Genomic DNA, 22,316 nt, shown 5'->3' with positions numbered 1-22,316 from the left:
TCGCCGTCTGTCCGACGTGTCCGGGACATGTCGCCTGCTCTGGAGGTTCCGGGGGTGCATCACGCCTCGCTGTCCATCAGCTCGAAGAGTTGGTCGTCCGTCGCCGACTCCAGGTCGATCTCGTCCCCGTCCCCGACCCTGCCCCCGACCTCGTCCCCGTCCCCGTCCCTGCCCCCGTCCCTGATCCCGATCCCGTGCCGGGCGTCGGCCGGGCGGTCGGGCGACGGGCCGTCGGTCCAGCGGGCGGCCAACGCGTACAGCCTCGTGGCCAGTTCGAGGACGTCCGGGTCGTGAGGGCCGTCGGGGCTGAACCCCTCCAGCAGGGCGAGGGCGTCCCGGGCCGTTCCCGGTCCGCCCGGGGCGGCCGTCGGCCGGGGCAGCAGGGTCAGCAGATGCGCGGCGACCGCGGCGGGCGTGGGCCGGTCGAAGACCAGGGTGGCCGGGAGCCGTAGCCCCAGGGCGGCGGCGAGCCGGTTGCGCAGGTCGACGGCGGTCAGCGACTCCAGCCCCAGCTCCTTGAACGGCCGGTCCGCGGCCACGTCCGCCAGGTCGTCATGGCCCAGCACGTCGGCGGTCTGACGGCGCACCAGCTCCACCAGCGCCTCGCCGCGCTCGGCCGGAGGGAGGGCGGCGAGCCGGTCCGCCGAGGTCCCCGCCGTCCCGTCCGCCCCGCCGGGGTCCCCGGCCCCCGTCGTGTCCTCGGCCACCGTCGCGCGGGCGACCGGCGCCCCCGCGTCCAGCCAGAAACGCCGGTGCTGAAAGGCGTACGTCGGCAGTTCCACCCGGCGCGGGCGCAGCCGCGCGAAGGCCGGGGACCAGTCGACCGGCACACCGCGGGCGTGCACCGCGGCGGCCGAGGCGAGGAAGCGGTCCAATCCGCCGTGGCCGCGGCGCAGGGTCTCGGTCACGGTCACCTCCCCGGCGTGCGCCGCGTCCACGGTGTCCTGCACGGAGGCGGTGAGCACCGGATGGGGGCTGACCTCCACGAACACGCTGGGGCCACCCGCCGCCACCAGGTCGTGGACGACGGGCGCGAAGCGCACGGTCCGGCGGATGTTGCGGTACCAGTACGTGCCGTCCAGCTCCCCCGGCCCGGCGAGCGCGCCCGTGACCGTGGAGTACAGCGGGACACGGCCCTCGCGCGGGGTGACGAAGGCGAGCCGGTCGAGGAGTTCGGCCTTCGCCTCGTCGATCACGGGGGAGTGGCCCGCGACCGTGGCCGCCCTGATCCGCCTGGCGCGTTCGCCACGCTCCGCGCACCGGGCGAGGAGTTCGTCCAGGGCGGCGTCGTCACCGGCGACCACCACGGCGGACGGTCCGTTGACCGTCGCCACCGACAGCCGCCCCGGCCAGGCCGCGAGGCGCCGCTCGACCTCCTCCAGGGGCAGCGCCAGCGAGGCCATGCCGCCCTTGCCGGCCAGCCCGGCGAGGATCCTGCTGCGTTCCACGACGATCCGCGCCGCGTCCTTGAGGGTGAGGATGCCGGCGACACAGGCCGCCGCGACCTCGCCCTGACTGTGTCCGACCACCGCGTCCGGACGCACCCCGTACGCCTCCCACTGGGCGGCGAGCGCCACCAGCACGGCCCACAGGGCGGGCTGGGCCACCTCGACACGGTCGAGCGTCGGGGCGCCCGGACGCTCCCGCAGGACATCGAGGAGCGACCAGTCGACCAGGGGGCCGAGGGCCCGCGCGCACTCCTCGACGCGCTCGGCGAAGGCCGGGGCGGAGTCCAGCAGCCCCTGGGCCATCCCGGCCCACTGCGAGCCGTGACCGGGGAAGAGGAAGACGGTCCGGGTGCCCTCGGCGGCGGCTCCGCGCACCAGGTTCCCGGCCGGCTCACCACGTACCAGCGCGGCCAGTGCCCCGGCGGCGGCCTCGCGGCCGGCGGCCACGACGACCGCGCGGTGCTCGAAGAGCGGGCGGTGGGCGAGCAGGCTGTGCGCGATGTCGGAAGCGGTCCCGGAACCGTCATCGGTACCGGGCCCTGCGTCGCGCAGCAGCGGGAGGAGCCGTTCGGCCTGGGCCGCGAGCGCGGCCGGGGTGCGGGCGGACAGCAGCCAGGGCAGCGGCGGGTCCGCGGGCGTGTTCCCGGTGGTGTTCCCAGTGGTGTTCGCAGTGGTGTTCGCGGTGGTGTTCGCGGTGGTGGTTCCCGTGGTGTCCTCGGGTCGTTCGAGGATGACGTGTGCGTTGGTGCCGCTCACGCCGAACGAGGAGACACCGGCGCGCGGGGGCCGTCCGGCGCTCGGCCGCCAGGGCTGTTCCTCCGTCAGCAGCCGTACTCCGCCCGAGGCCCAGTCGACATCCGGGGACGGCTGGTCGACGTGGAGCGTCCTGGGCAGGACCCCGTGCCGTAGGGCCTGCACCATCTTGATGACTCCGGCCGCTCCCGCGGCGGCCTGGGTGTGGCCGATGTTCGACTTGAGGGAGCCCAGCCACAGCGGCCGGTCCGCGGGCCTGCCGAGGCCGTAGGCGGTCACCAGGGCCCGAGCCTCGATGGGGTCGCCGAGCGTGGTGCCGGTGCCGTGTCCCTCCACCGCGTCGACGTCCTGCGCGGACAGGCCCGCGTCGGCCAGCGCCTGCCGGACGACCCGCTGCTGGGCACTCGCGCTGGGCGCGGTGAGGCCGTTGGAGGCGCCGTCCTGGTTGACCGCCGTCCCGCGGACCACGGCGAGCACGGGGTGACCGAGGCGCCGCGCGTCCGAGAGCCGTTCGACCAGCAGCAGCCCCACCCCCTCCGCCCAGCTCGTGCCGTCGGCCGAGGCGGCGTACGCCTTGACCCGGCCGTCGGGGGCGAAGGCGCGATGCCGGGAGGTGGCGACCATCCCCGAGGGCGAGGCCATCACCGTCGCCCCGCCCGCGAGGGCGAGATCGCACTCGCCGCCGCGCAGCGCCCGTACCGCCAGGTGCAGTGCCACCAGGGACGACGAGCAGGCCGTGTCGACGGTCACCGCGGGGCCCTCGAAGCCGTACGTGTACGACAGCCGCCCCGACGCCACGCTGGCCGCGCTGCCGTTGTGGAGGTAGCCCTCCAGCTCCGGGGGCAGTTCGTGCAGCCGGGAGGCGTAGTCGTTGTACATGACCCCGACGAACACGCCGGTGCCGCTGCCGCGCAGGGTGGTGGGGTCGATCCCCGCGTGCTCGAAGGTCTCCCAGGAGGTCTCCAGGAGCAGCCGTTGCTGCGGGTCCATGGCGAGCGCCTCGCGCGGGGAGATCCCGAAGAACTCCGCGTCGAAGTCGGCGGCCCGGTGCAGGAATCCGCCGTGCTGGGTGTAGGTGTGGCCGGGGCGATCGGGGTCGGCGTCGTAGAGGGCGTCGAGATCCCAGCCCCGGTCCTCGGGCCAGGGGGTGATCGCGTCGGTGCCGGTGGCGACGAGGTCCCACAGGTCGTCGGGCGAGGCGACCCCGCCGGGCAGCCGGCAGCCCATGCCGACGATGACGACGGGGTCGTTCACCTCGTCCGGGGCGGCGGGCGCGCGGACGGGCGCCCGCGCCGGTTCGGACCGTTCGCCGTCACCGACGATCAGGCCGAGCAGGAAACGCGCCAGGGCCCGGGGGGTCGGGTGGTCGAAGACCAGCGTCGGCGACAGCCGGAGACCGGTCGCCGTACCGAGCCGGTTGCGCAGCTCGACGGAGGTCAGCGAGTCGAAGCCGAGGTCCTTGAACGCCCGGTCGGCGGCGATGGCCGTACGGTCGTCCCGGCCCAGGACGGTCGACGCCTCGGCCCGCACCAGCCCGGTGACCAGCTCCTCGCGGGCCGGCGCCGCCAGGGCGCGCAGCCGCGCGGCGAGGGAGGTGCCGGACTCCTCGGACGCCGTCCGCGCGGCGGGCCGCCGGGTGCGTACGACGTCCCGCAGGACCGGCGGGAGCTGCGCGGGGTCGGCGCCGTGGCGCACGGCGAGCGGAACCAGCAGCGGGTCGTCCGTCGCACGGGCCGCGTCGAAGAGGGCGAGGCCCTCGGCGGTGCTCAGCGGGCGGGTGCCGTGGCGGGCGTTGCGCAGATGGTCGGCCCGGTCGAGATGGCCCGTCAGTTCGCTGCTCTCGTCCCACAGTCCCCAGGCGAGGGAGGTGGCGGGCAGTCCGAGGGCGCGGCGGTGCGCCACCAGGGCGTCGAGGAAGGCGTTGGCGGCGGCGTAGTTCGCCTGGCCGGGCACGCCCAGGACGCCCGCGGCGGAGGAGAACACGACGAAGGAGGTGAGGGTCGGGTGGTCGCGGGTGAGGCGGTGCAGGGCCCAGGCGGCGTCCGCCTTGGGGCGCAGGACGGTGTCCAGCCGTTCGGCGCTCTGGGCGGCGAGCACCCCGTCGTCCAGGGTTCCGGCCGCGTGGACGACGGCGGTCAGCGGACGCTCGGCCGGCAGCGCGTCGAGCACGGCCCGCAGGGCGTCCCGGTCGGCCGCGTCGACCGCCACGACGGTGACGTCCGCGCCGAGGCCGGTCAGTTCGGCGGCGCACTCCCGCGCGCCCGGTGTCCCCGGGCCCCGCCTTCCGGTCAGCAGCAGATGCCGTACGCCGTGCTCGGTGACCAGCCGACGGGCGATCAGCCGGCCCAGGAGACCGAGACCGCCGGTGACCAGGACCGTTCCGTCGGGCGCGGCGAAAGGCCGGGGCGCGGCGGTGGCGGCCCGGGTGAGCCGTGGGACGAAGGCGTCGCCGCCCCGCAGGGCGAGTTGGGCCTCCCCGGTGCTCCCGGCCGCGCCGAGCAGGGCGCGGGCGCGGTCCGTGCCGTCACCGTCGACCAGCAGCAGCCGTCCCGGGTGTTCGGACTGGGCGGAACGCAGCAGGCCCCAGACGGCGGCGGTCGTGAGATCCGGCGCCTCACCGTCGACGGACACGGCCCGGGTGGTCAGGACGGCCAGTCGTACGCCGTCGAGTCCGGGGCGCGCCAGCCAGTCCTGCACGAGCGCGAGCACCCGGTCGAGGGTGGCCCGGACCCGGGCCGGGACGTCGTCCGCCACGGACGCCGGTACGTCGTCCTCGGTCGCGGCCCGCGTCGGTGTCGGCGCGTCGGGACCGGGAGGCACCTCGTACCAGACCGTGTCCGGCACCGCGCGCCCCGCGCCGACCGCCTCCGCGATGCCGGCCGACGCCGTGCTGCCGTCGCGGAAGACCGGCGGGGTGCTGTCTTCCGGAGCCGTGAGCGGCAGGGGCCGCCACTCCAGGCGGTACAGCGGCAGGTCCGCCCCGGATGCGAGCCGACCCGCGGAGACCGGCCGGTACGTCAAGGAGTCCACGGTGACGACCGGGGCCCCGGTCGGGTCGTGGGCGTCCAGCGCGAGGCCACCGTCCGGGGCGGGGGCGAGCCGGACGCGCAGGGTCGTCGCGCCGGAGGCGTGCAGCCGTACGCCCTTCCAGGCGAAAGGCATCAGGGCGGGGCCGTCCGCCGACTCCTCCGCGGTGAGCACGGCGGCGTGGAAGCCCGCGTCCAGCAGCGCCGGATGCAGCCCGAACCCGCCCGCCGCCGCCCGTTCCGCCTCGCCGAGCGTGACCTCCGCGAACACCTCCGCGCCGCGCCGCCAGGCGGCCCGTACGCCCTGGAAGCGGGGCCCGTGGACGACACCGGTGGCGGCCAGGCGGTCGTACAGGCCGTCCAGCGGAAGCGGAAGCGCGTCCGGCGGCGGCCAGACACCCGACGGTGCGGCCGGGCGGCCCGGTGCGGTGGTCCGGGTCAGGGATCCGGAGGCGTGCCGGGTCCAGTCGGTGCCGTCGGCGGCTTCCTGGGGCCGGGAGTGCAGGGTCAGCGCGCGGCGGCCGTCGTCGCCGGGCGGGTCCACCGCGACCTGGAGGTCGACGGCACCGGTCGCGGGCAGCACCAGCGGGGCCTCTACGACCAGTTCGTCCACGGTGTCCGCGCCCGTCTCGTCGGCGGCGCGGACCGCCAGTTCCAGCAGCGCCGTGCCGGGGACGACGATCCGGTCGAGGACGGTGTGGTCGGTGAGCCAGGGCTGGGCGCGGGGGGAGAGCCGGCCGGTGAACAGCACGCCGTCCGCCGTCGCCAGGCGCAGGGAGGCACCGAGTAGGGGGTGTCCGGCCGGGCGCAGACCCAGGTCGGAGGCGTCCGCCGGTCTCGCGGTCGCCGTGAGCCAGTAGGAGCGGCGCTGGAACGGGTAGGTGGGCAGATCGGCGACGCCGGCCCTCCGGTCCGCTCCCAAGACAGGGGTCCAGTCCACCGCCACCCCGTGCACCTGCGCGTACGCCACGGAGGTCAGGAAGCGCGCCGTCCCCCCGTCGTCGCGGCGGAGCGAACCGGTGACGGCCACGGTTCCCGGGTCAGCGCCCCCGTCCGACCCCGACCCCGACCCCGACCCTGACTCTGACTCTGATCCAGATCCAGACACCGACCCCGACCCCGATCCGGCTGCCGCTCCCGGCCTCGCGGCCTCGGCCGTGTCCTGGACGGCGGTGGTCAGGACCGGATGCGGGCTCGCCTCCACGAAGAAGTCGTAGCCGTCCGCGGCCAGTCGGCGGATCGCCGGTTCGAACAGGACGGTCTGCCGGAGGTTGGTGTACCAGTAGGCGGCGTCCATGCCGGTGGTGTCGAGCCAGTCGCCGGTGACCGTCGAGAGCAGCGGGACCCGGGACGCCTGGGGCGCGACGGGCGCCAGCGCGGTCAGCAACTCCTCGCGGACGCGCTCGACCTGGGGCGTGTGCGAGGCGTAGTCGACGGCTATCCGGCGGGCGCGGACGCCGTCGCGCTCGCAGACGGCGACGAGCGCGTCGAGAGCGGCCGACCCACCCGCGACCACCACGGCCGACGGCCCGTTGACCGTGGCCACCGAGACCTCGTCCGCCCAAGGGGCGATCGCCTCCCGGGCCCGCTCCAGGGACAGCGCCAGCGACACCATCCCGCCGCCGCCCGACAGCGCCCCGATGGCCCGGCTGCGCAGCGCCACCACCCGTGCCGCGTCCTCCAGGGACAAGGCCCCGGCGACGTACGCGGCGGCGATCTCGCCCTGGCTGTGCCCGACCACGGCGTCCGGCCGGACCCCGTAGGACTCCCAGAGCCGGGCGAGGGAGACCATCACCGCCCACAGCGCGGGCTGTACGACATCCACCCGCTCGTACCCCGGAGCGCCGGCGGCGCCGCGCAGCACGTCCGTCAGCGACCAGTCCGTGAACGGCTCCAGCGCGCGGGCGCACTCGGCGACCGCCTCGGCGAACACCGGTGCGCAGTCGAGCAGTTCGCGGGCCATGCCGGGCCACTGCGAGCCCTGCCCGGGGAAGACGAAGACGGTACGGGGGTCGGCGAGGGCTCTCCCGCGTACGGCACCGGGTGCGGACGCGCCCGCGGCGAGTGCGTCGAGTCCGGCGAGCAGCGTCTCCCGGTCGCCGCCGACGACCACCGCACGCTCCTCCAACGCGGCCCGCCCCCGGGCGAGTTCCCGAGCGACAGCGGGGAGGGCGTCAGGTGCGGCGGAGGCGGAGGCGGAGGCGGCGTCCGCGTCCGCGTCGGCGTCGGCGGAGCGGAGACGGTCGGCGAGGGCGGCGGCCTGGGCGCTGAGCGCGGCGGGGGTTCGGGCGGAGAGGGCGAGGGGGAGCACCGCAGGGACGACCCGCGTACCGGACGCGGAAGCGTCCTCGCCGCCGGACGGACGCACGCCCTCGGACGGGTCCCCGGCGCCCGCTGGACGCCCGCCGCCGGAGACGTCCTCCTCCGGTGCCTGTTCCAGCACGATGTGGGTGTTGGTGCCGCTCATCCCGAACGCCGACACCGCGGCCCGGCGCGGCTCACCGGTCTCCGGCCAGGGACGGTGCTCGGTGAGCAGGGAGACGGCGCCGGACGCCCAGTCGACGTGCGGGGAGGGCTCGTCCACATGCAGGGTCCGGGGAAGTTCCCCGTGCCGCAGCGCCTGCACCGTCTTGATGATGCCGGCGACGCCGGCGGCGGCCTGCGTGTGCGCGATGTTCGACTTCACCGAGCCGAGCCACAACGGGCGCCCCTCCGCCCGCTCCTGACCGTAGGTCGCCAGCAGCGCCTGCGCCTCGATCGGGTCACCGAGCCTGGTGCCCGTACCGTGCGCCTCGACCGCGTCGACCTGGGCGGGGGTCAGCCCGGCGTCGGCCAGGGCCTGGCGGATGACCCGCTGCTGCGCACTGCCGTTGGGGGCGGTCAGCCCGTGCGAGGCGCCGTCCTGGTTGGCCGCGGTGCCCCGGATGACGGCGAGCACCCGATGACCGAGGCGGCGGGCGTCCGAGAGCCGTTCGACGAGCAGCAGCCCGACCCCCTCGGACCAGCCGGTCCCGTCGGCGGCCCCCGCGAACGCCTTGCAGCGGCCGTCCGGGGACAGCCCCTGCTGCCGGGAGAACTCCACGAAGGTCGACGGGGTGGTCATCACCGTCACCCCGCCCGCGAGGGCGAGATCGCACTCGCCGCCGCGCAGGGACCGTACGGCCAGATGCACGGCCACCGACGACGCCGAGCAGGCGGTGTCGACGGTGACGGCGGGGCCCTCGAAACCGAAGGTGTAGGAGATCCGCCCCGAGGCGACGCTGGCCGCGTTGCCGGGCAGGATGTAGCCCTCCAGATCCTCGGGGACGCTGCCGGGCGGCGGGGCGTAGTCGTTGCCGTTGGTGCCGACGAACACACCGGTGGCGCTGCCGCGCAGGGTGTCGGGCCGGACACCGGCGCGCTCGAAGGTCTCCCAGGCCGTTTCGAGCAGCAACCGCTGCTGGGGGTCGATGGCCAGCGCCTCGCGCGGCGAGATGCCGAAGAAGTCCGCGTCGAAGGCGCCGGGATCGGTGAGGAAGGCCCCGCGCCGGGTCGTGGAGGTGCCGGGACGGGCAGGGGAGTCGGCGTCGGCGAACAGCGCGGTGAGGTCCCAGCCCCGGTCGTCCGGGAACGCGCCGACCACCTCACCGCCGTCGGCGACCAGCCGCCACAGCTCCTCCGGGGAGTCGATGCCGCCGGGGAAGTGGCAGCCCATGCCGACGACGGCGATGGGTTCGCGGTCGCTCTCCTCGGCCTCGCGCAGCTTCCTGCGGGTCGTGTGCAACTCGGCGGTGACCCGTTCCAGGAGATGCCGCATGCGGCTGTCGTTCATGAATCCACCCTTCGTGCGCGTTGCCGGCTCAGGAGATGCCGAGTTCCTTGCCGATGAAGTCCATGAGTTCGTCGTCGGTGGCGGCGGAGAGCGCCCCGGAGACATCCCCGGCGACGTCCGTTCCGTCCGTGAGCCGGTCCGTGGGCCGGTCTGCGGGTCGGTCCGTGGGTCGGTCCGTGGGTCGGTCCGTGGGTCGGTCCCTGGGTCGGTCCGTCGATCCGCCCGGCTGTGCCCTCCGCGGCTCGTCCGGGTCGCCCGCCGGGGTGGCGAGCCGCTCGTGCAGCAGATCGGCGAGGGCCCGCGGTGTGGGGTGGTCGAAGACCACGGTGGTGGGCAGCCGCAGCCCGGTGTGCCGGTTCAGCCGGTTGCGCAGTTCGACGGTGGTGAGGGAGTCGAACCCCTGCGCCTTGAAACCCCGGTGGACGTCCACGGAGTCCACCGGCCGGCCGCCCTGCACCTCGGCGACCTGGGTGCGGACGAAGCGCAGCAGCAGCCGACGCCGGTCCTGCGCGTCGCGCGCCGCCGACAACGCGGCGAGCAGCCCGCCCGGCTCGGCCCCGCCCGGCTCCGCGTCCCCGGTTCCCCCGCCCTTCCCGCCCGTCCGGGCTTCTCCGGTCTCTCCGGCTTCCCCGGTGGCGACCAGGGCTTCGAGGAGCGGATGGGAGCGCAGCGCGGCGAGGGCCGGCCAGTCGGCACGGCACACCACGACATGGGTCTCGTCCAGGTCGAGGGCCTGTTCCAGTGCGCGGAGGGCGAGTTCGGGGGCCATGGGCAGCAGTCCGCGCCGGGCGACGGTGCTGGCGCCCGTGTCACCGGCGATGCCGTCGCCCGCCCACAGGCCCCAGGACAGGGAGGTGGCGGGGAGTCCGTCGGCCCGGCGCCGCTGGGCGAGGGCGTCGAGATAGGCGTTGCCGGGTGCGTAGTTGGCCTGCCCCGGGGTGCCGAGGACGCCGGTCGCGGAGGAGAACAGCACGAACGCGGTGAGGTCGAGGCCACGGGTCAGCTCGTCCAGATGGTGGGCGCCCGCCGCCTTCACCCGTAGCACCCGGTCGATCCGGTCCGGGGTGAGCGCGTCGAGCGGCGCGTCGTCCAGGACGGCGGCCGTGTGGACGACGGCGGTCAGGGGGTGCTCGTCCGGTACGGCCGCGATCACCCGGGCCAGGGCCGCCCGGTCGGCCACGTCGCAGGCGGCGAAGGAGACCCGGGCGCCGAGCGCGGTGAGTTCCTCCCGCAGGTCGGCGGCGCCGGGCGCGTCGGCGCCGCGTCGGCTGAGCAGCAGGAGGTGAGCCGCGCCCCTGCGGGCCAGCCGGCGGGCGGTGTGCCGGGCGAGCGCGCCGGTGCCGCCGGTGATCAGGACCGTACCGCCGGGCTTCCATCCGACGGCGGGTCGTCGGCCACCGGGGGCCGGGACGAGTCGGCGGGTGAGCAACCCCTGGGGCCGTAGGGCCAGTTCGGCTTCCCGGTGCCGACCGGTCACGGCCGCCACCACCCGCGCGGCGGCGCCGGTGTCGGCCCGCTCGGGCAGGTCGAGCACCCCGCCCCAGCCGGGCACCTCGGTGGCGGCCACCACGGCGAGCCCCCAGACCAGGGCGCCGACGGGGTCGAGGGACCGTTCGTCGTCCGCGCCGGTGGTCACCGCGGCCCGGGTGAGCGTCCACAGCGGGGCGTCACCGCCCCCGGCGTCCCACGCCTGGACGAGGGCGGTGGTGGCGGCGAGCGCGGTCGCGGGAGAAAGCCGCGCCGCCGGTGTCTGCCCCGCGGAAAGCGGGGAAAGCGGGGAAAGCGGAGACAGCAGGGACAGCAGGGAGAGCGCTCCGGTCACCGGTTCGGTCGGCGCACGCTCGACGGCCTCCGCCAGCAGCGCGGTGAGCGACGCGCGGTCGGTGCGGTCCGGCGGCACCGGGACCCGCTCGACCCGCGCTCCCGCGTCGGTCAGCGCCCGCTCAAGGAGGGCGCCCCAGTCGTCGTGGAGACTCGTCGCGCCGTCGGTCGGATCAGGTTGGGGCCGCACGAGCAGCCAGCGACCCCGGACGGCGGTCACCGCCGGTTCGGTCACCTGCTGCCAGCGCACCCGGTGGCGCCAGCCCTCGATCTCGGCCGCGCGCCCGCGTTCGGCGTGCCAGGCGGACAGGGCGGGCAGTACGGCGTCCAGGGCCGCGCGCTGCCCCGTGCCGGTGAGGCCGAGCGCCGTGGCGAGCGGGGCGGCCTCACCGCCCTCCACCAGTTCCCAGAACCCGTCGCCGACAGCAGCGGTGGCCGTACGGCGTTCCGGCTCCCGGAACCAGTGGCGCCGCCGCTGGAAGGCGTACGTGGGCAGCTCCACCCGGCTGGGCCCGGACCGTCCGACGACCGCGGCCCAGTCGACCTCGGCGCCCCGGGCGTGGATCGTGCCGAGCGCGGTGAGCAGGGTCTCCGGCTCGGGCCGGTCACGGCGCAGGGCGGCGGCGAGGGCGGGCGGCGGAACGTCGTCGGCGGGAGCGCCGATCCCGTCCTGCGCGAGGGCGGTGAGGACCGCGTCGGGGCCCAGCTCCAGGAAGGCGGTGACCCCGTCCGCCGCCAACCGCCGTACGACGTCGAGGAAGCGGACCGTGCCACGGGCGTGCGCGGCCCAGTGACCGGAGGGGATCGGCCGGTCCGGGGTGAACAACTCGCCGTCCAGGGCGCTCAGCAGGGGGATCCGCGGGGGCCGGTGCGCGAGCCGGTCGGCGACCAGGCCCAGCTCGGCCGTCATGGGGTCCATCAGCGGGGAGTGGAAGGCGTGGCTCGTGCGGAGCCCGCGGGTACGGCGGCCTAGGGCACGGAACCGCTCGGCGACCGCGAGCACCTCGGACTCCGCCCCCGAGACCACGGTCGCCGACGGTCCGTTGACCGCGGCGATTCCGACGGTCCCGACGGTTCCGCCCCGTCCGGCGGCGGTCTCGATCGCGGCGAGGACCTCATCCTCGGCGGCTTCCAGCGCGACCATCGCCCCGCCCTCCGGCAGGGCCTGCATCAGCCGGCCCCGGGCGACGACCAGTGCCGCCGCGTCGGTCAGCCGCAGGGCCCCGGCGGCATGGGCGGCGGCGAGTTCACCGATCGAGTGACCGGCCACCACGTCCGGGCGCACCCCCCAGGACTCCAGCAGCCGGAAGAGGGCCACTTCGAGAGCGAACAGGGCCGGTTGGGTGGTCCGGGTGCGGTCGAGTTCGCGGGCGGCGTCGGGCGTGCGGGCGAGGAGCAGGTCCCGCAGGGGTACGGCGGACGGGGCGCGGTGGGCGTCCAGCGCGGCGCAGGTCTCGTCCAGGGCGGCGGCGAAAGCGGGATGGGCGGTGTACAACTCCCTTCCCATGCCGAGGCGTTGGCTGCCCTGGCCGGTGAAGAGGAAGGCGAGTCTCCCGGGGGCGGCGGCGTGGCCCCGTACGACCCGCGCGGGCCCTTCGGCGGGTTCGTCGCGCGCTACGGCGACGACGGCGGCGCGGAGGTCGTCGGGTGCGCGGGCCACCACGACCGCGCGGTGCTCGAACCGGGGCCTGCGGGCGAGCGCGTGAGCGACCTCGGCGGGATCGTGGTCGACGGTCGGCGTGGCGGCCAGCCGGGCGGCCTGATCGCGAAGGGCCTGAGGCGTACGGGCGGAGAGGACCCACGGGACGGCGGGGGCGGGGCCAGGGGCAGGGTCAGGGGAAGAGGCGGGGGCGGGGGCGGGGTGTCCGGGGCCCGGCCGGGCCGGGGGTGCCTCTTCGAGGATCAGATGGGCGTTGGTGCCGCTGATGCCGAAGGCGGACACGGCGGCGCGGCGCGGGCGGCCCGGGGCGGGCCAGGCGGTGGGGCGGGTGAGGAGATGGAGGGCGCCGCCGGTCCAGTCGACATGCGGGGTCGGGCGGTCGACATGGAGGGTGGCGGGGAGGGTGCCGTGGCGCAGGGCCTCGGTCATCGTGATGACGGAGGTGATCCCGGCGGCGGCCTGGGTGTGCCCGAGGGCGGACTTGAGGGAGCCGAGGTGCAACGGGCGGGTCGCGGGCCGGTCCTGACCGTAGGTGCGCAGCAGTGCCCGCGCCTCGATGGGGTCGCCGAGGGTGGTGCCGGTGCCGTGGGCCTCCACGGCGTCGATGTCCTGGACGGTCAGTCGGGCGTCGGCCAGCGCCTGCCGGATCACCCGCTCCTGGGCGGGCCCGCTGGGCGCGGTCAGTCCGTTGCTCGCGCCGTCGGAGTTGACCGCGCTGCCCCGGATCAGGGCGAGCACCCGGCGCCCGGCCCGACGGGCGTCGGACAGCCGCTCCAGCAGGACCAGGCCCACCCCCTCCGACCAGGCGGTGCCGTCCGCGGCGGCGGCGAACGGCTTGCACCGCCCGTCCGGGGCCAGCCCGCGCTGCCTGCTGAACTCGGTGAACATGCCCGGCGTCGCCATCACCGCCGCGCCGCCCGCAAGCGCCAGCGCGCACTCACCGGACCGCAGCGCCCGTACCGCCAGGTGCAGCGCCACCAGCGACGAGGAGCAGGCGGTGTCCACGGTCAGCGCGGGACCTTCGAGACCGTACGTGTAGGCGATACGGCCGGAGGCCACGCTGATGCCCGAGCCGGTCAGCCGGTAACCGGCGGCGCCGTCGGCGCCGACGGCGGCCTCGTGCAGCCGGGGCCCGTACTCCTGCTGGGAGGCGCCGATGAAGACACCGGTCGCACTCGCGCGCAGGGCGGCGGGATCGAGGCCGGCCCGCTCCAGCAGTTCCCAGGAGGTCTCCAGCAGCAGCCGCTGCTGCGGGTCCATCGCCTCGGCCTCGCGCGGCGAGAGCCCGAAGAAGTCGGCGTCGAACCGGTCGGCGTCGTGCAGGAACCCTCCGCGGCGCACGGTGGAGCGGCCGGGGCGGTCCGGGTCCGGGTCGTAGAGGTCCTCGTCCCAGCCCCGGTTGACCGGGAATCCGCTGGTGGCGTCCGTCCCGTCGAGCAGCAGCCGCCACAGCTCCTCGGGGGTGTCGGCGCCGCCCGGCCAGCGGCCCGCCGCCGCGACGATCGCGATGGGGTCGTGGTCGGTCCCGGTGCCCTGGCCCGCCCCGATCGCCCCGGTGGGTCCGGTCGCCCCGGTGGGTCCGGTCAGTCCGGTGAGTCCGGTGGGTCCGGCGGGCTCGGTGTGGGTCGCCGTCAGATACTCGGCGAGGGCGAGCGGGGTGGGACGGTCGTAGGCGAGGGTGGTCGGCAGCCGCAGCCCGGACGTGCGCGAGAGACGGTCCGCGAACTCCACGGCACCGAGGGAGTCCAGACCCAGCTCCTTGAACGTGCGGTCCGGGTCGACGTCCTGCCCGCCCGCGAGCCCGAGGACTTCGGCGGCGGCGGCACGGATGAGGGGGAGGAGGTTGGGACTCGGGGCCGGGGTCAGGGACGGGGGCGGGGCGGTCGGCGTGGGGGCCGTGGCCTCGGGGACGCTGCGCGCGGAGAGGTCATGCTCCGGTGCCGTGGCCGGGAGGGTGTCACGGTCGGGCGCGGCCGACGGGAAGTGGAACGGCCGACGTTGGAAGGTGTACGTCGGCAGCGGCACCCGGGGTCCCCGTGCGGCGGCGCTGCCGCCCGTCCAGTCCGTGGCCGCCCCGGAGACATGGAGTTCGGCGAGACCGGTGAGCAGGGAGAGCCGTTCGTCGCGGGAGCCGGGCAGCAGCGGGACGACGGTCGCGTCCCGCGCGCCACCGGAGCGGGCGAGGGCCGTGAGGACATGGCCGGGGCCCAGCTCCACGTAGTGGGTGACGCCCCGGGCGGCCGACTGCCCCACGGCGTCGTGGAAGCGCACCGGGCGCCGCAGGTGTTCGGCCCAGTAGTCGGGCGAGGTGAGTTCGGCGGCGGTGGCGGGCAGGCCGGTCAGGTCGGAGACGACGTCGAGCGTGGGCGGCCGGAGGTCGAGGCCGGCGGCGACCCGGCGGAACTCCTCGACGGCGCTGTCCATGTGCGGGGAGTGGAAGGCGTGGCTCACTGTCAGCCGCCGTGTTCTGCGGCCGAGGGCGGCGAAGCGGTCGGCGAACTCCGCCGCCGCGTCCGGGTCCCCGGAGACCACGATCGAGCGCGGTCCGTTGACGGCGGCGAGCGCCAGTCGACCGGTCCGGTGGGCGAGCAGGGGTTCCGCCTCCTCGGCGGTGGCCTCGACGGCGATCATCGCGCCGCCCGCGCGGGCCTCCTCCATCAACCGCCCCCGCGCGGCCACGAGGGTGACGGCGTCCGGGAGGGTGAGCACCCCCGCGACATGGGCGGCGGTGACGCCACCGATGGAGTGCCCGAGGACGACGTCGGGGGCGGGGAGGTGGTTGGCGAGCAGCCGGTGCAGGGCGGCGCCGAGCGCGAACAGTCCGGCCTGGGTGTACCGGGTGCGGTCCAGAAGGGCGGCGTCGGGGGTGCCGGGGGAGGCGAACAGGACATCGCGGAGCGGGCGATCGAGGTGGGGTTCGAACAGCGCGCAGATCTCGTCGAGCGCGGCGGCGAACGCGGGGGTGGTCCGGTACAGGCCCAGCCCCGCTCCGGCCCGTTGGCTGCCCTGGCCGGGGAAGAGGAAGGCGAGGGGCCCCGCGGCCCGCGCGGGGGAGTGGCCGAGCACGGCGCCGGGCGGGCGGCCACCGGCGGCGAGCGTGTCCAGCGTCTCCAGCAGCCGCCCGCGGTCGTCCCCGAGCGCCACCGCGCGGTACGGGAAGTGGGTACGGGTGGTGGCGAGCGCGTGCCCGACATCGGCGGCGGACACCCCGGGCCGCGCACGGACATGTGCGGCGAGCCGCCCGGCCTGCGCCCGAAGGGCGGCGGGGGTGCCACCGGACAGCACCCAGGCGACCGGCCCCCGCCCGAGAGCCCCCACGGCCCCTACGGCCTCCGCCGCGTCCGCCGCCCCCAAGGCCCCCACGGCCTCCGCCGCCTCCGCCGCCTCCGCCGCCCCCAAGGCCCCCACGGCCTCCGCCGCCTCCGCCGCCCCCGCCGAGTCCGCCGCGTCCGTCCTGGAGGGCTCCGCGCCGGTCGCTTCGGACCCGGACACCCCCGGGTCACCCACGCCCACCGCCGGCGCCTCCGCCAGCACCACATGGCAGTTGGTGCCGCCCATGCCGAAGGAACTCACCCCGGCGATCAGCCTCCGCCCGGGCCGCGGCCACGGGACGGTGTCGCGGACGACCCGCAGGCCCAGGGCGTCGAGCGGGATCCGGGGGTGGGGCGTCTCGTGATGGAGGGTGGCGGGAAGCGCGCGGTGCCGGAGACCGAGGAGGGTCTTCAGCAGCCCGGCGACACCGGCCGCGCCCTCCAGGTGCCCCACATTGGCCTTGACCGAGCCGACCAGCAGGGGTTCGTGCGCGGGCCGTACGCTGCCGTACGCCGCGCCGAGCGCCGCCGCTTCCACCGGGTCGCCCACGGGGGTGCCGGTGCCGTGCAGTTCGACGTACTGCACCTCGCCCGGCTCGATCCCGGCCTCCCGGACGGCCTGGCGTACGACATCCCGCTGGGCCTCGGCGCTGGGGACGGTCAGTCCGTCCGAGGCGCCGTCGTGGTTGACCGCGCTGCCGAGGATCACGCCGTGCACGCGGTCGCCGTCGGCCAGCGCCGCGGCCAGCGGCTTGAGCAGGACCAGGCCCCCGCCCTCGCCCCGCACATATCCGGCCGCGCGGGCGTCGAACGGGTACGAGCGCCCCTCCGGTGACAGCCCGCCGAAGCGCGCGGCGGCCGTGGTGCTGTCGGGGGCGAGGTTGAGCTGGACCCCGCCGGCCAGGGCGAGCGCGCAGTCTCCGTCACGCACCGCCCGGTGCGCGAGGTGGAGGGAGACCAGCGCCGAGGACTGGGCGGAGTCGACGGTCAGGCTGGGGCCGCGCAGACCGAGGGTGTAGGAGACCCGGTTGGCGAGCAGGCCGCGGTTGAGGCCGGTGAGGGTGTGACGGGTGAGGGGGGCGGCGTCCGGACGGTGGCGCAAGGTGGCGTAGTCGTACGCCATCGCGCCGACGTACACACCGACGGAGGTGTCCGCGAGGGCGGCGGGGACGATCCCGGCCTCCTCCAGGGTCTCCCAGGCGAGTTCGAGGACCAGCCGCTGCTGGGGGTCCATCTCGGCGGCCTCGCGCGGCGAGACACGGAAGAAGTCGGCGTCGAAGTGGTCGACGCCGGTGAGGAATCCGCCGGGCAGCCCGAGGCCGGGCGCCGGATCGGCACCTTCTCGGGTCGGATCGACGCTCTTCCGCGCCGTCGGATCGACGCCCTTTCGCGTCGGGACGGCACCCTCGCGCCGGTCCGGAGCCCTGCGCTCCTCGGGCACCGGCCCGACCGCATCGGTGCCGCTGCGCAGCAGCTCCCAGAATGCGTCCGGGTCGGCCGCGCCGGGCAGTCGGCACGCCATTCCGATCACAGCGACGGGAGTGGTCATTCTGCTCGCCGACCCCTTTCCAGGAATCCGTTGCGGGAAGGTTTATCGGGATGATTCATCCCCTTGAGGAAAGCGCGAGTGCCGTGATCCCCTTCGCTTCGGTGATGCTCGACATCGCCCCCCAAGTCTCGCCGCGCGAAATCGACGGGGCCCACCCCTACCCTCCCCCTAGAACCCCGGTGTCCGGGGTCCACCTGCGCGGATCCACACCTCAAGGAAGCTTTCCAGCCCACGGAAAGCCTTTTCCCGGCCCCCACCCCTAGCTCCCCGCGTTTAGGGGTTCCGTATTCAAAATGAGCGACTCTAGCGTCAGTGGCAAACAGTCCCCGGCCGTCCTGCGGTGCCGGGCACCGCCATGCATGGAGGAACAGGTCACTCATGGATTCACTGACGGAAGCGGTTCTTCGGGGAGCCCCCGCCGACGAACTCGAAAAAGCCCCGGTTCCGGAGGACTTCGTCGCCGCCCATATCCGGCAGGACGACGCCGGCCTCTTCGACGGCGCGGCCGATCCCGACGTACGGCGTTCGCTGCGGGTGGGCCGGGTGCCGATGCCCGTGCTCGCGCCGGACGAGGTGCTGGTGGCGGTGATGGCCAGCTCCATCAACTACAACACCGTCTGGTCGGCGACCTTCAGGCCCGTGTCGACGTTCGGGGCGCTCAAGCGCTTCGCGCGCGGCGGTGGCTATCCCGCCCGGCACGATCAGCCGTACCAGGTGGTGGGCTCCGACGCGGCCGGGGTGATCGTACGGGTCGGGGCCGGCGTACGGCGCTGGAAGGTGGGCGACCATGTGGCCGTCAACGCGGCCGTGGTGGACGACCAGGACCCGGTGACCCACCACGACGGGATGCTGGGCGCCGATCAGAAGGCATGGGGGTACGAGACCAACTTCGGCGGCCTGGCCCACTACACCGTCGTCCGGGCCAGCCAACTGCTGCGCAAGCCGGCCCATCTCACCTGGGAGGAGGCGGCGTGCGTACCGCTGTGCGGCGGGACCGCGTACCGGATGCTGGTCAGCGACCGCGGCGCCCGGATCAAGCAGGGTGACATCGTGCTGATCTGGGGCGCGACCGGCGGACTCGGCGCGTTCGCCGTCCAGTTGGTGAAGAACGGCGGGGGCATCCCGGTCGGGGTGGTCAACTCCGAGGAGAAGGCGAAGCTGCTCACCCGGCTCGGCTGCGATGTGGTGATCAACCGCACCGAGATCGGGATCGGCGGGCAGGTGTCGCCCGGCGCGGACACCGTGGAGCTGGCCAAGCGGCTGGGCCGGGCCGTCCGGGCGGAGCTGGGCGAGGACCCGCACGTCGTGTTCGACCATGTGGGCCGGGCCACCTTCGGGATCTCGGTGATCGTGGCCCGCCGCGGCGGCACCGTCGTCACCTGCGGATCGAGCACCGGCTACGAGCACTCCTTCGACAACCGCTACTTCTGGATGAACCTCAAGCGGATCGTGGGCAGTCACGGCATGAACCTCCACGAGGCCGCCGAGATGATGCGCCTGCTCGAACTGGGCGCGGTCGCCCCCGTGCTGTCGGAGGTGTACCCGCTCGCCGAGGTGGGCGAGGCGGCCCGGCTGGTCCAGCGGAACCGGCACACCGGCAAGGTCGGCGTCCTCGCCCTGGCCCCCACCCCCGGCCTGGGCGTGACGAACCCGCGGGCCCGGGCCGCACTCGGCGAGGAATGGCTCAACCCCCTGCGCACAGCCCCGTCACCCTCGGCCCCGTCACCCTCAACCCTGTCACCCCACGCGCCCTCGGCGTCGGCGCCCGCCGACGGGCGGCCGATCACCGTGGGCTGAGCGACCACGCCCCCGCCTTCGGCACCGGCCTGCCCCCTCCCGGGCCCCCGGCTCCCCGGCTCCCCGGGCCCCCGGCCCCCGACTCCCGGCCTCCGGCCCCCCGCACCCCAGGACAGTGACAGCACAGTGAGAAGAAGAGGATCCGCCACTCATGACCGCCCCCGCCCTCACGGCCACGGCGCTGCCCACTCTCCCCGAGGTGCTGCGGCTGCGCGCCCGCACCCGGCCCGACGACATCGCCTACGTCTTCCTGCGCAACGGTGAGACCCCCGACCGGTCCCTGACCTACCGACAACTCGACGAGAGCGCGCGGGCCCGGGCCGCCGCACTGGACGCGGCCGGGCTGCGCGGCGGCGCCGCCGTCCTGCTGCATCCGTCCGGCCCCGACTTCGTCGCCGCGCTCCTCGGCTGCATGTACGCGGGCGTCGCGGGCGCCCCCGTACAGGTGCCGACCCGGCTGCGGGGCCTGACCCGGCTGCGCCGGATCGCCGACGACGCCGGGACGGCTACCGTGCTCACCACGTCGGCCGTCAAACGCGACCTGGAGGAGCGCTTCGGCGACTCCGCGCAACTCGCCGGGCTCACCCTCGTGCCGACCGACACCCCGCTCGCCGCCCCGCCCGAGGAATGGAGCGCCCCGACGCTCTCCCCGGACGACCTCGCCCTGCTCCAGTACACCTCCGGCTCCACCGGCGACCCCAAGGGCGTGCGCGTCACCCACGCCAACTTCCGTGCCAACGTGGCGGAGACCGACCTGCTCTGGCCGTGCCGCCCGGACAGCGCCGTCGTCAACTGGCTGCCCCTCTTCCACGACATGGGCATGCTGTTCGGGGTGGTGCTGCCGCTCTGGGCGGGGATACCGGCGTACCTGATGAGCCCGGAGGCGTTCATCCGGCGGCCGGGCCGCTGGCTGGAGGCGCTCTCACGCTTCCGCGGCAGCCACACCGCCGCGCCGAGCTTCGCCTACGAGCTGTGCGTCCAGGACGCGGCGGACCACGGGGTGCCGGACGGGCTCGACCTGTCCGCCCTGCGGGTGGCGGCGAACGGGGCCGAGCCGGTGCGCTGGAGCGCCGTCCGCGCCTTCACCCGCACCTTCGCCCCCGCCGGGTTCCGCTCCCGCGCCATGTGCCCCGGATACGGACTCGCGGAGAACACCCTGAAGGTCACCGGCAGCCGCGAGGACCAGGACCCCACCCTCCTCGTACTGGACGCCGAGGCCCTCCGCGCAGGCCGCGCCGAACGACCGCGCACCGGCACCGACACCGGCACCGGCACCGGCACCGACACCGGCACGGGCATCGGCACCGGCACGGGCATCGGCATCGGCACCGGCATCGGCATCGGCATCGGCATCGGTACGGACGCGGCCCTCTCCCGTGCCCCGGGCGCCGACCCGCGGCCCGACCCCGGCGTGGTGCACGCCGTCGGCTGCGGTACGACGGTCGGGGCCACGTCGGTCCGGATCAGCGACCCGGACACCGGCACCGGACTGCCGGACGGCACCGTCGGCGAGATCTGGGTCAACGGCCCCTGCGTCGCCGACGGTTACCACGGCCGGCCCGAGGACACCCTGCGCACCTTCCTGGCCCGCCCCGGCGACGAGGCGGCCCCGGACACCTGGCTGCGCACCGGCGATCTGGGCTTCCTGCACGACGGCGAACTGTTCGTCACCGGACGGCTCAAGGACCTGGTCATCCACAAGGGGCGCAACTTCTACCCGCAGGACATCGAGGCGTCGGCCGAACGGGCGGATCCGGCACTGCGACCCAACTGCGCGGCGGCGTTCTCCGTGGACGACGGCACGGCCGAACTGCTGGTGCTGGTGGTCGAGGCGGACGGGCGGGCGCTGCGCGACGGGGGCCCGGAGGGCCTGCGCGAGCGGATCCGGACGGCGGTACGGGACGGCCAGCGGCTGGAGGCCGAGGAGATCGTGCTGGTACGACGGGGCGCGCTGCCCAAGACCTCCAGCGGCAAGGTGCAGCGGCGGGAGACCCGGCGGCGCTATCTGGACGGCGAGTTCGAGGCGACACCGACCCACGCACCGCCCACCCCGGCCGTGCCGCGCGTGGCGGAGGTGACCCGGTGACGGGCGGCCGGGAGGGGACGGACCGTCCGGCCCACCTCCTGAACGCCGCCCCGGCCCGCCCCGGTTCCCGGATCCTCGGCGTGGGCGCCTACCGCCCCGCCCGCCTCGTGCCCAACAGCGAGGTGGCCGACGCGATCCGGTCCAGCGACGACTGGATCCGCCGCAGGTCCGGTATCGCCACCCGGCGCCACGCCGCCCCCGACGAGACGGTGGTGGAGATGGCCGCGGCGGCCTCGCTGAAGGCACTCGCCCAGGCGGGCGTGGCCCCCGAGACCGTGGACGCCGTGCTGCTGGCCTCGATGTCCCACCTGGAACAGTCACCCCCGGCCGCGCCCCGGGTCGCCCACCGCGTCGGCGCCCTGGCGGCGGGCGCCGTCGACATCGGGGCGGCCTGCGCCGGCTTCGTGCACGCGCTGGCCACGGCGGACTCCCTGATCCGGTCGGGCAACGCCGGGCATGTGCTGGTCGTCGGCGCCGAACGCATGACGGACATCGTGGATCCCACGGACCGCGGCACGGCGTTCCTGTTCGGCGACGGGGCCGGCGCGGTCGTGGTCGGCCCGGCCGACGCACCCGGCATCGGACCGGTCGTCTGGGGCGCCGAGGGCGACCGCCACACCGCGATCGCCCACTGCGCACCCTGGCCCGGCCAGGCCACCCCCGGCCCCGCCCGCACGGTGCCGACCCTGCGCATGGACGGCCCGGCCGTCTTCCGCTGGGCGGTGGCCACGGTGCCGGGAGCGGCGCGGGCCGCGCTCGCCGCCGCCGGGGTGACCGCGCACGACCTGGCCGCCTTCGTCCCGCACCAGGCCAACCTGCGGATCATCGACGCGTCGGCGTCGGCGCTCGGCCTGCCCGACCATGTCGCCGTCGCCCGTGACGTGGTCCACACGGCGAACACCTCCGCGGCGTCTGTCCCGCTCGCCATGGAGGAACTCCTCGCCCGGGGCGCGGTGCCGAGCCGCGGCCTGGCCCTGCTGGTCGGCTTCGGTGCCGGACTGTCCTACGCCGCGCAGGTGGTGGTGCTGCCGTGAGGGCCGACCCGACGGGCGGT

The 22,316-nt window shown here is 75.7% G+C and carries 4 protein-coding genes and 1 pseudogene; 3 read left to right on the top strand and 2 right to left on the bottom strand.

Annotated features, from left to right (window positions below; genetic code table 11):
* Positions 1-59 precede the first annotated feature (59 nt).
* Both ACIQNG_RS21900 and ACIQNG_RS21895 read right to left on the bottom strand, forming a co-directional pair.
* Positions 60-9,038 carry a type I polyketide synthase gene (locus ACIQNG_RS21900; RefSeq protein ID WP_401487075.1) on the bottom strand — a complete coding sequence of 2,993 codons (8,979 nt, stop codon included), beginning with the start codon at positions 9,036-9,038 and terminating at the stop codon, positions 60-62.
* A 277-nt stretch (positions 9,039-9,315) separates the two neighbouring features.
* Positions 9,316-17,379, bottom strand: a pseudogene (locus ACIQNG_RS21895) (type I polyketide synthase); the annotation flags it as partial.
* Positions 17,380-17,757: 378 nt separating this feature from the next.
* On the opposite strand from ACIQNG_RS21895, the gene ccrA reads away from it, so the two are divergent.
* The 3 genes from ccrA (at position 17,758) to ACIQNG_RS21880 (ending at position 22,296) form a co-directional block, all read left to right on the top strand.
* Positions 17,758-19,176: a crotonyl-CoA carboxylase/reductase gene (gene ccrA / locus ACIQNG_RS21890; protein WP_401487073.1), complete on the top strand. Its 1,419-nt coding sequence runs from the start codon at positions 17,758-17,760 to the stop codon at positions 19,174-19,176.
* A 151-nt stretch (positions 19,177-19,327) separates the two neighbouring features.
* Positions 19,328-21,262 carry a fatty acyl-AMP ligase gene (locus tag ACIQNG_RS21885; protein ID WP_401487071.1) on the top strand — a complete coding sequence of 645 codons (1,935 nt, stop codon included), beginning with the start codon at positions 19,328-19,330 and terminating at the stop codon, positions 21,260-21,262.
* On the top strand, positions 21,259-22,296 hold the full coding sequence (locus ACIQNG_RS21880) for a beta-ketoacyl-ACP synthase 3 (protein ID WP_401487069.1): 1,038 nt from the start codon (positions 21,259-21,261) through the stop codon (positions 22,294-22,296). Before ACIQNG_RS21885 ends, ACIQNG_RS21880 begins: the two co-directional genes overlap by 4 nt.
* The last annotated feature ends 20 nt before the right edge of the window (positions 22,297-22,316 follow it).

The organism is Streptomyces sp. NPDC091377, from assembly GCF_044757045.1.
Classification (GTDB): domain Bacteria; phylum Actinomycetota; class Actinomycetes; order Streptomycetales; family Streptomycetaceae; genus Streptomyces.
Note: the sequence above shows the minus strand (reverse complement) of the source record. Positions and strands in the feature narration are given on the sequence as shown.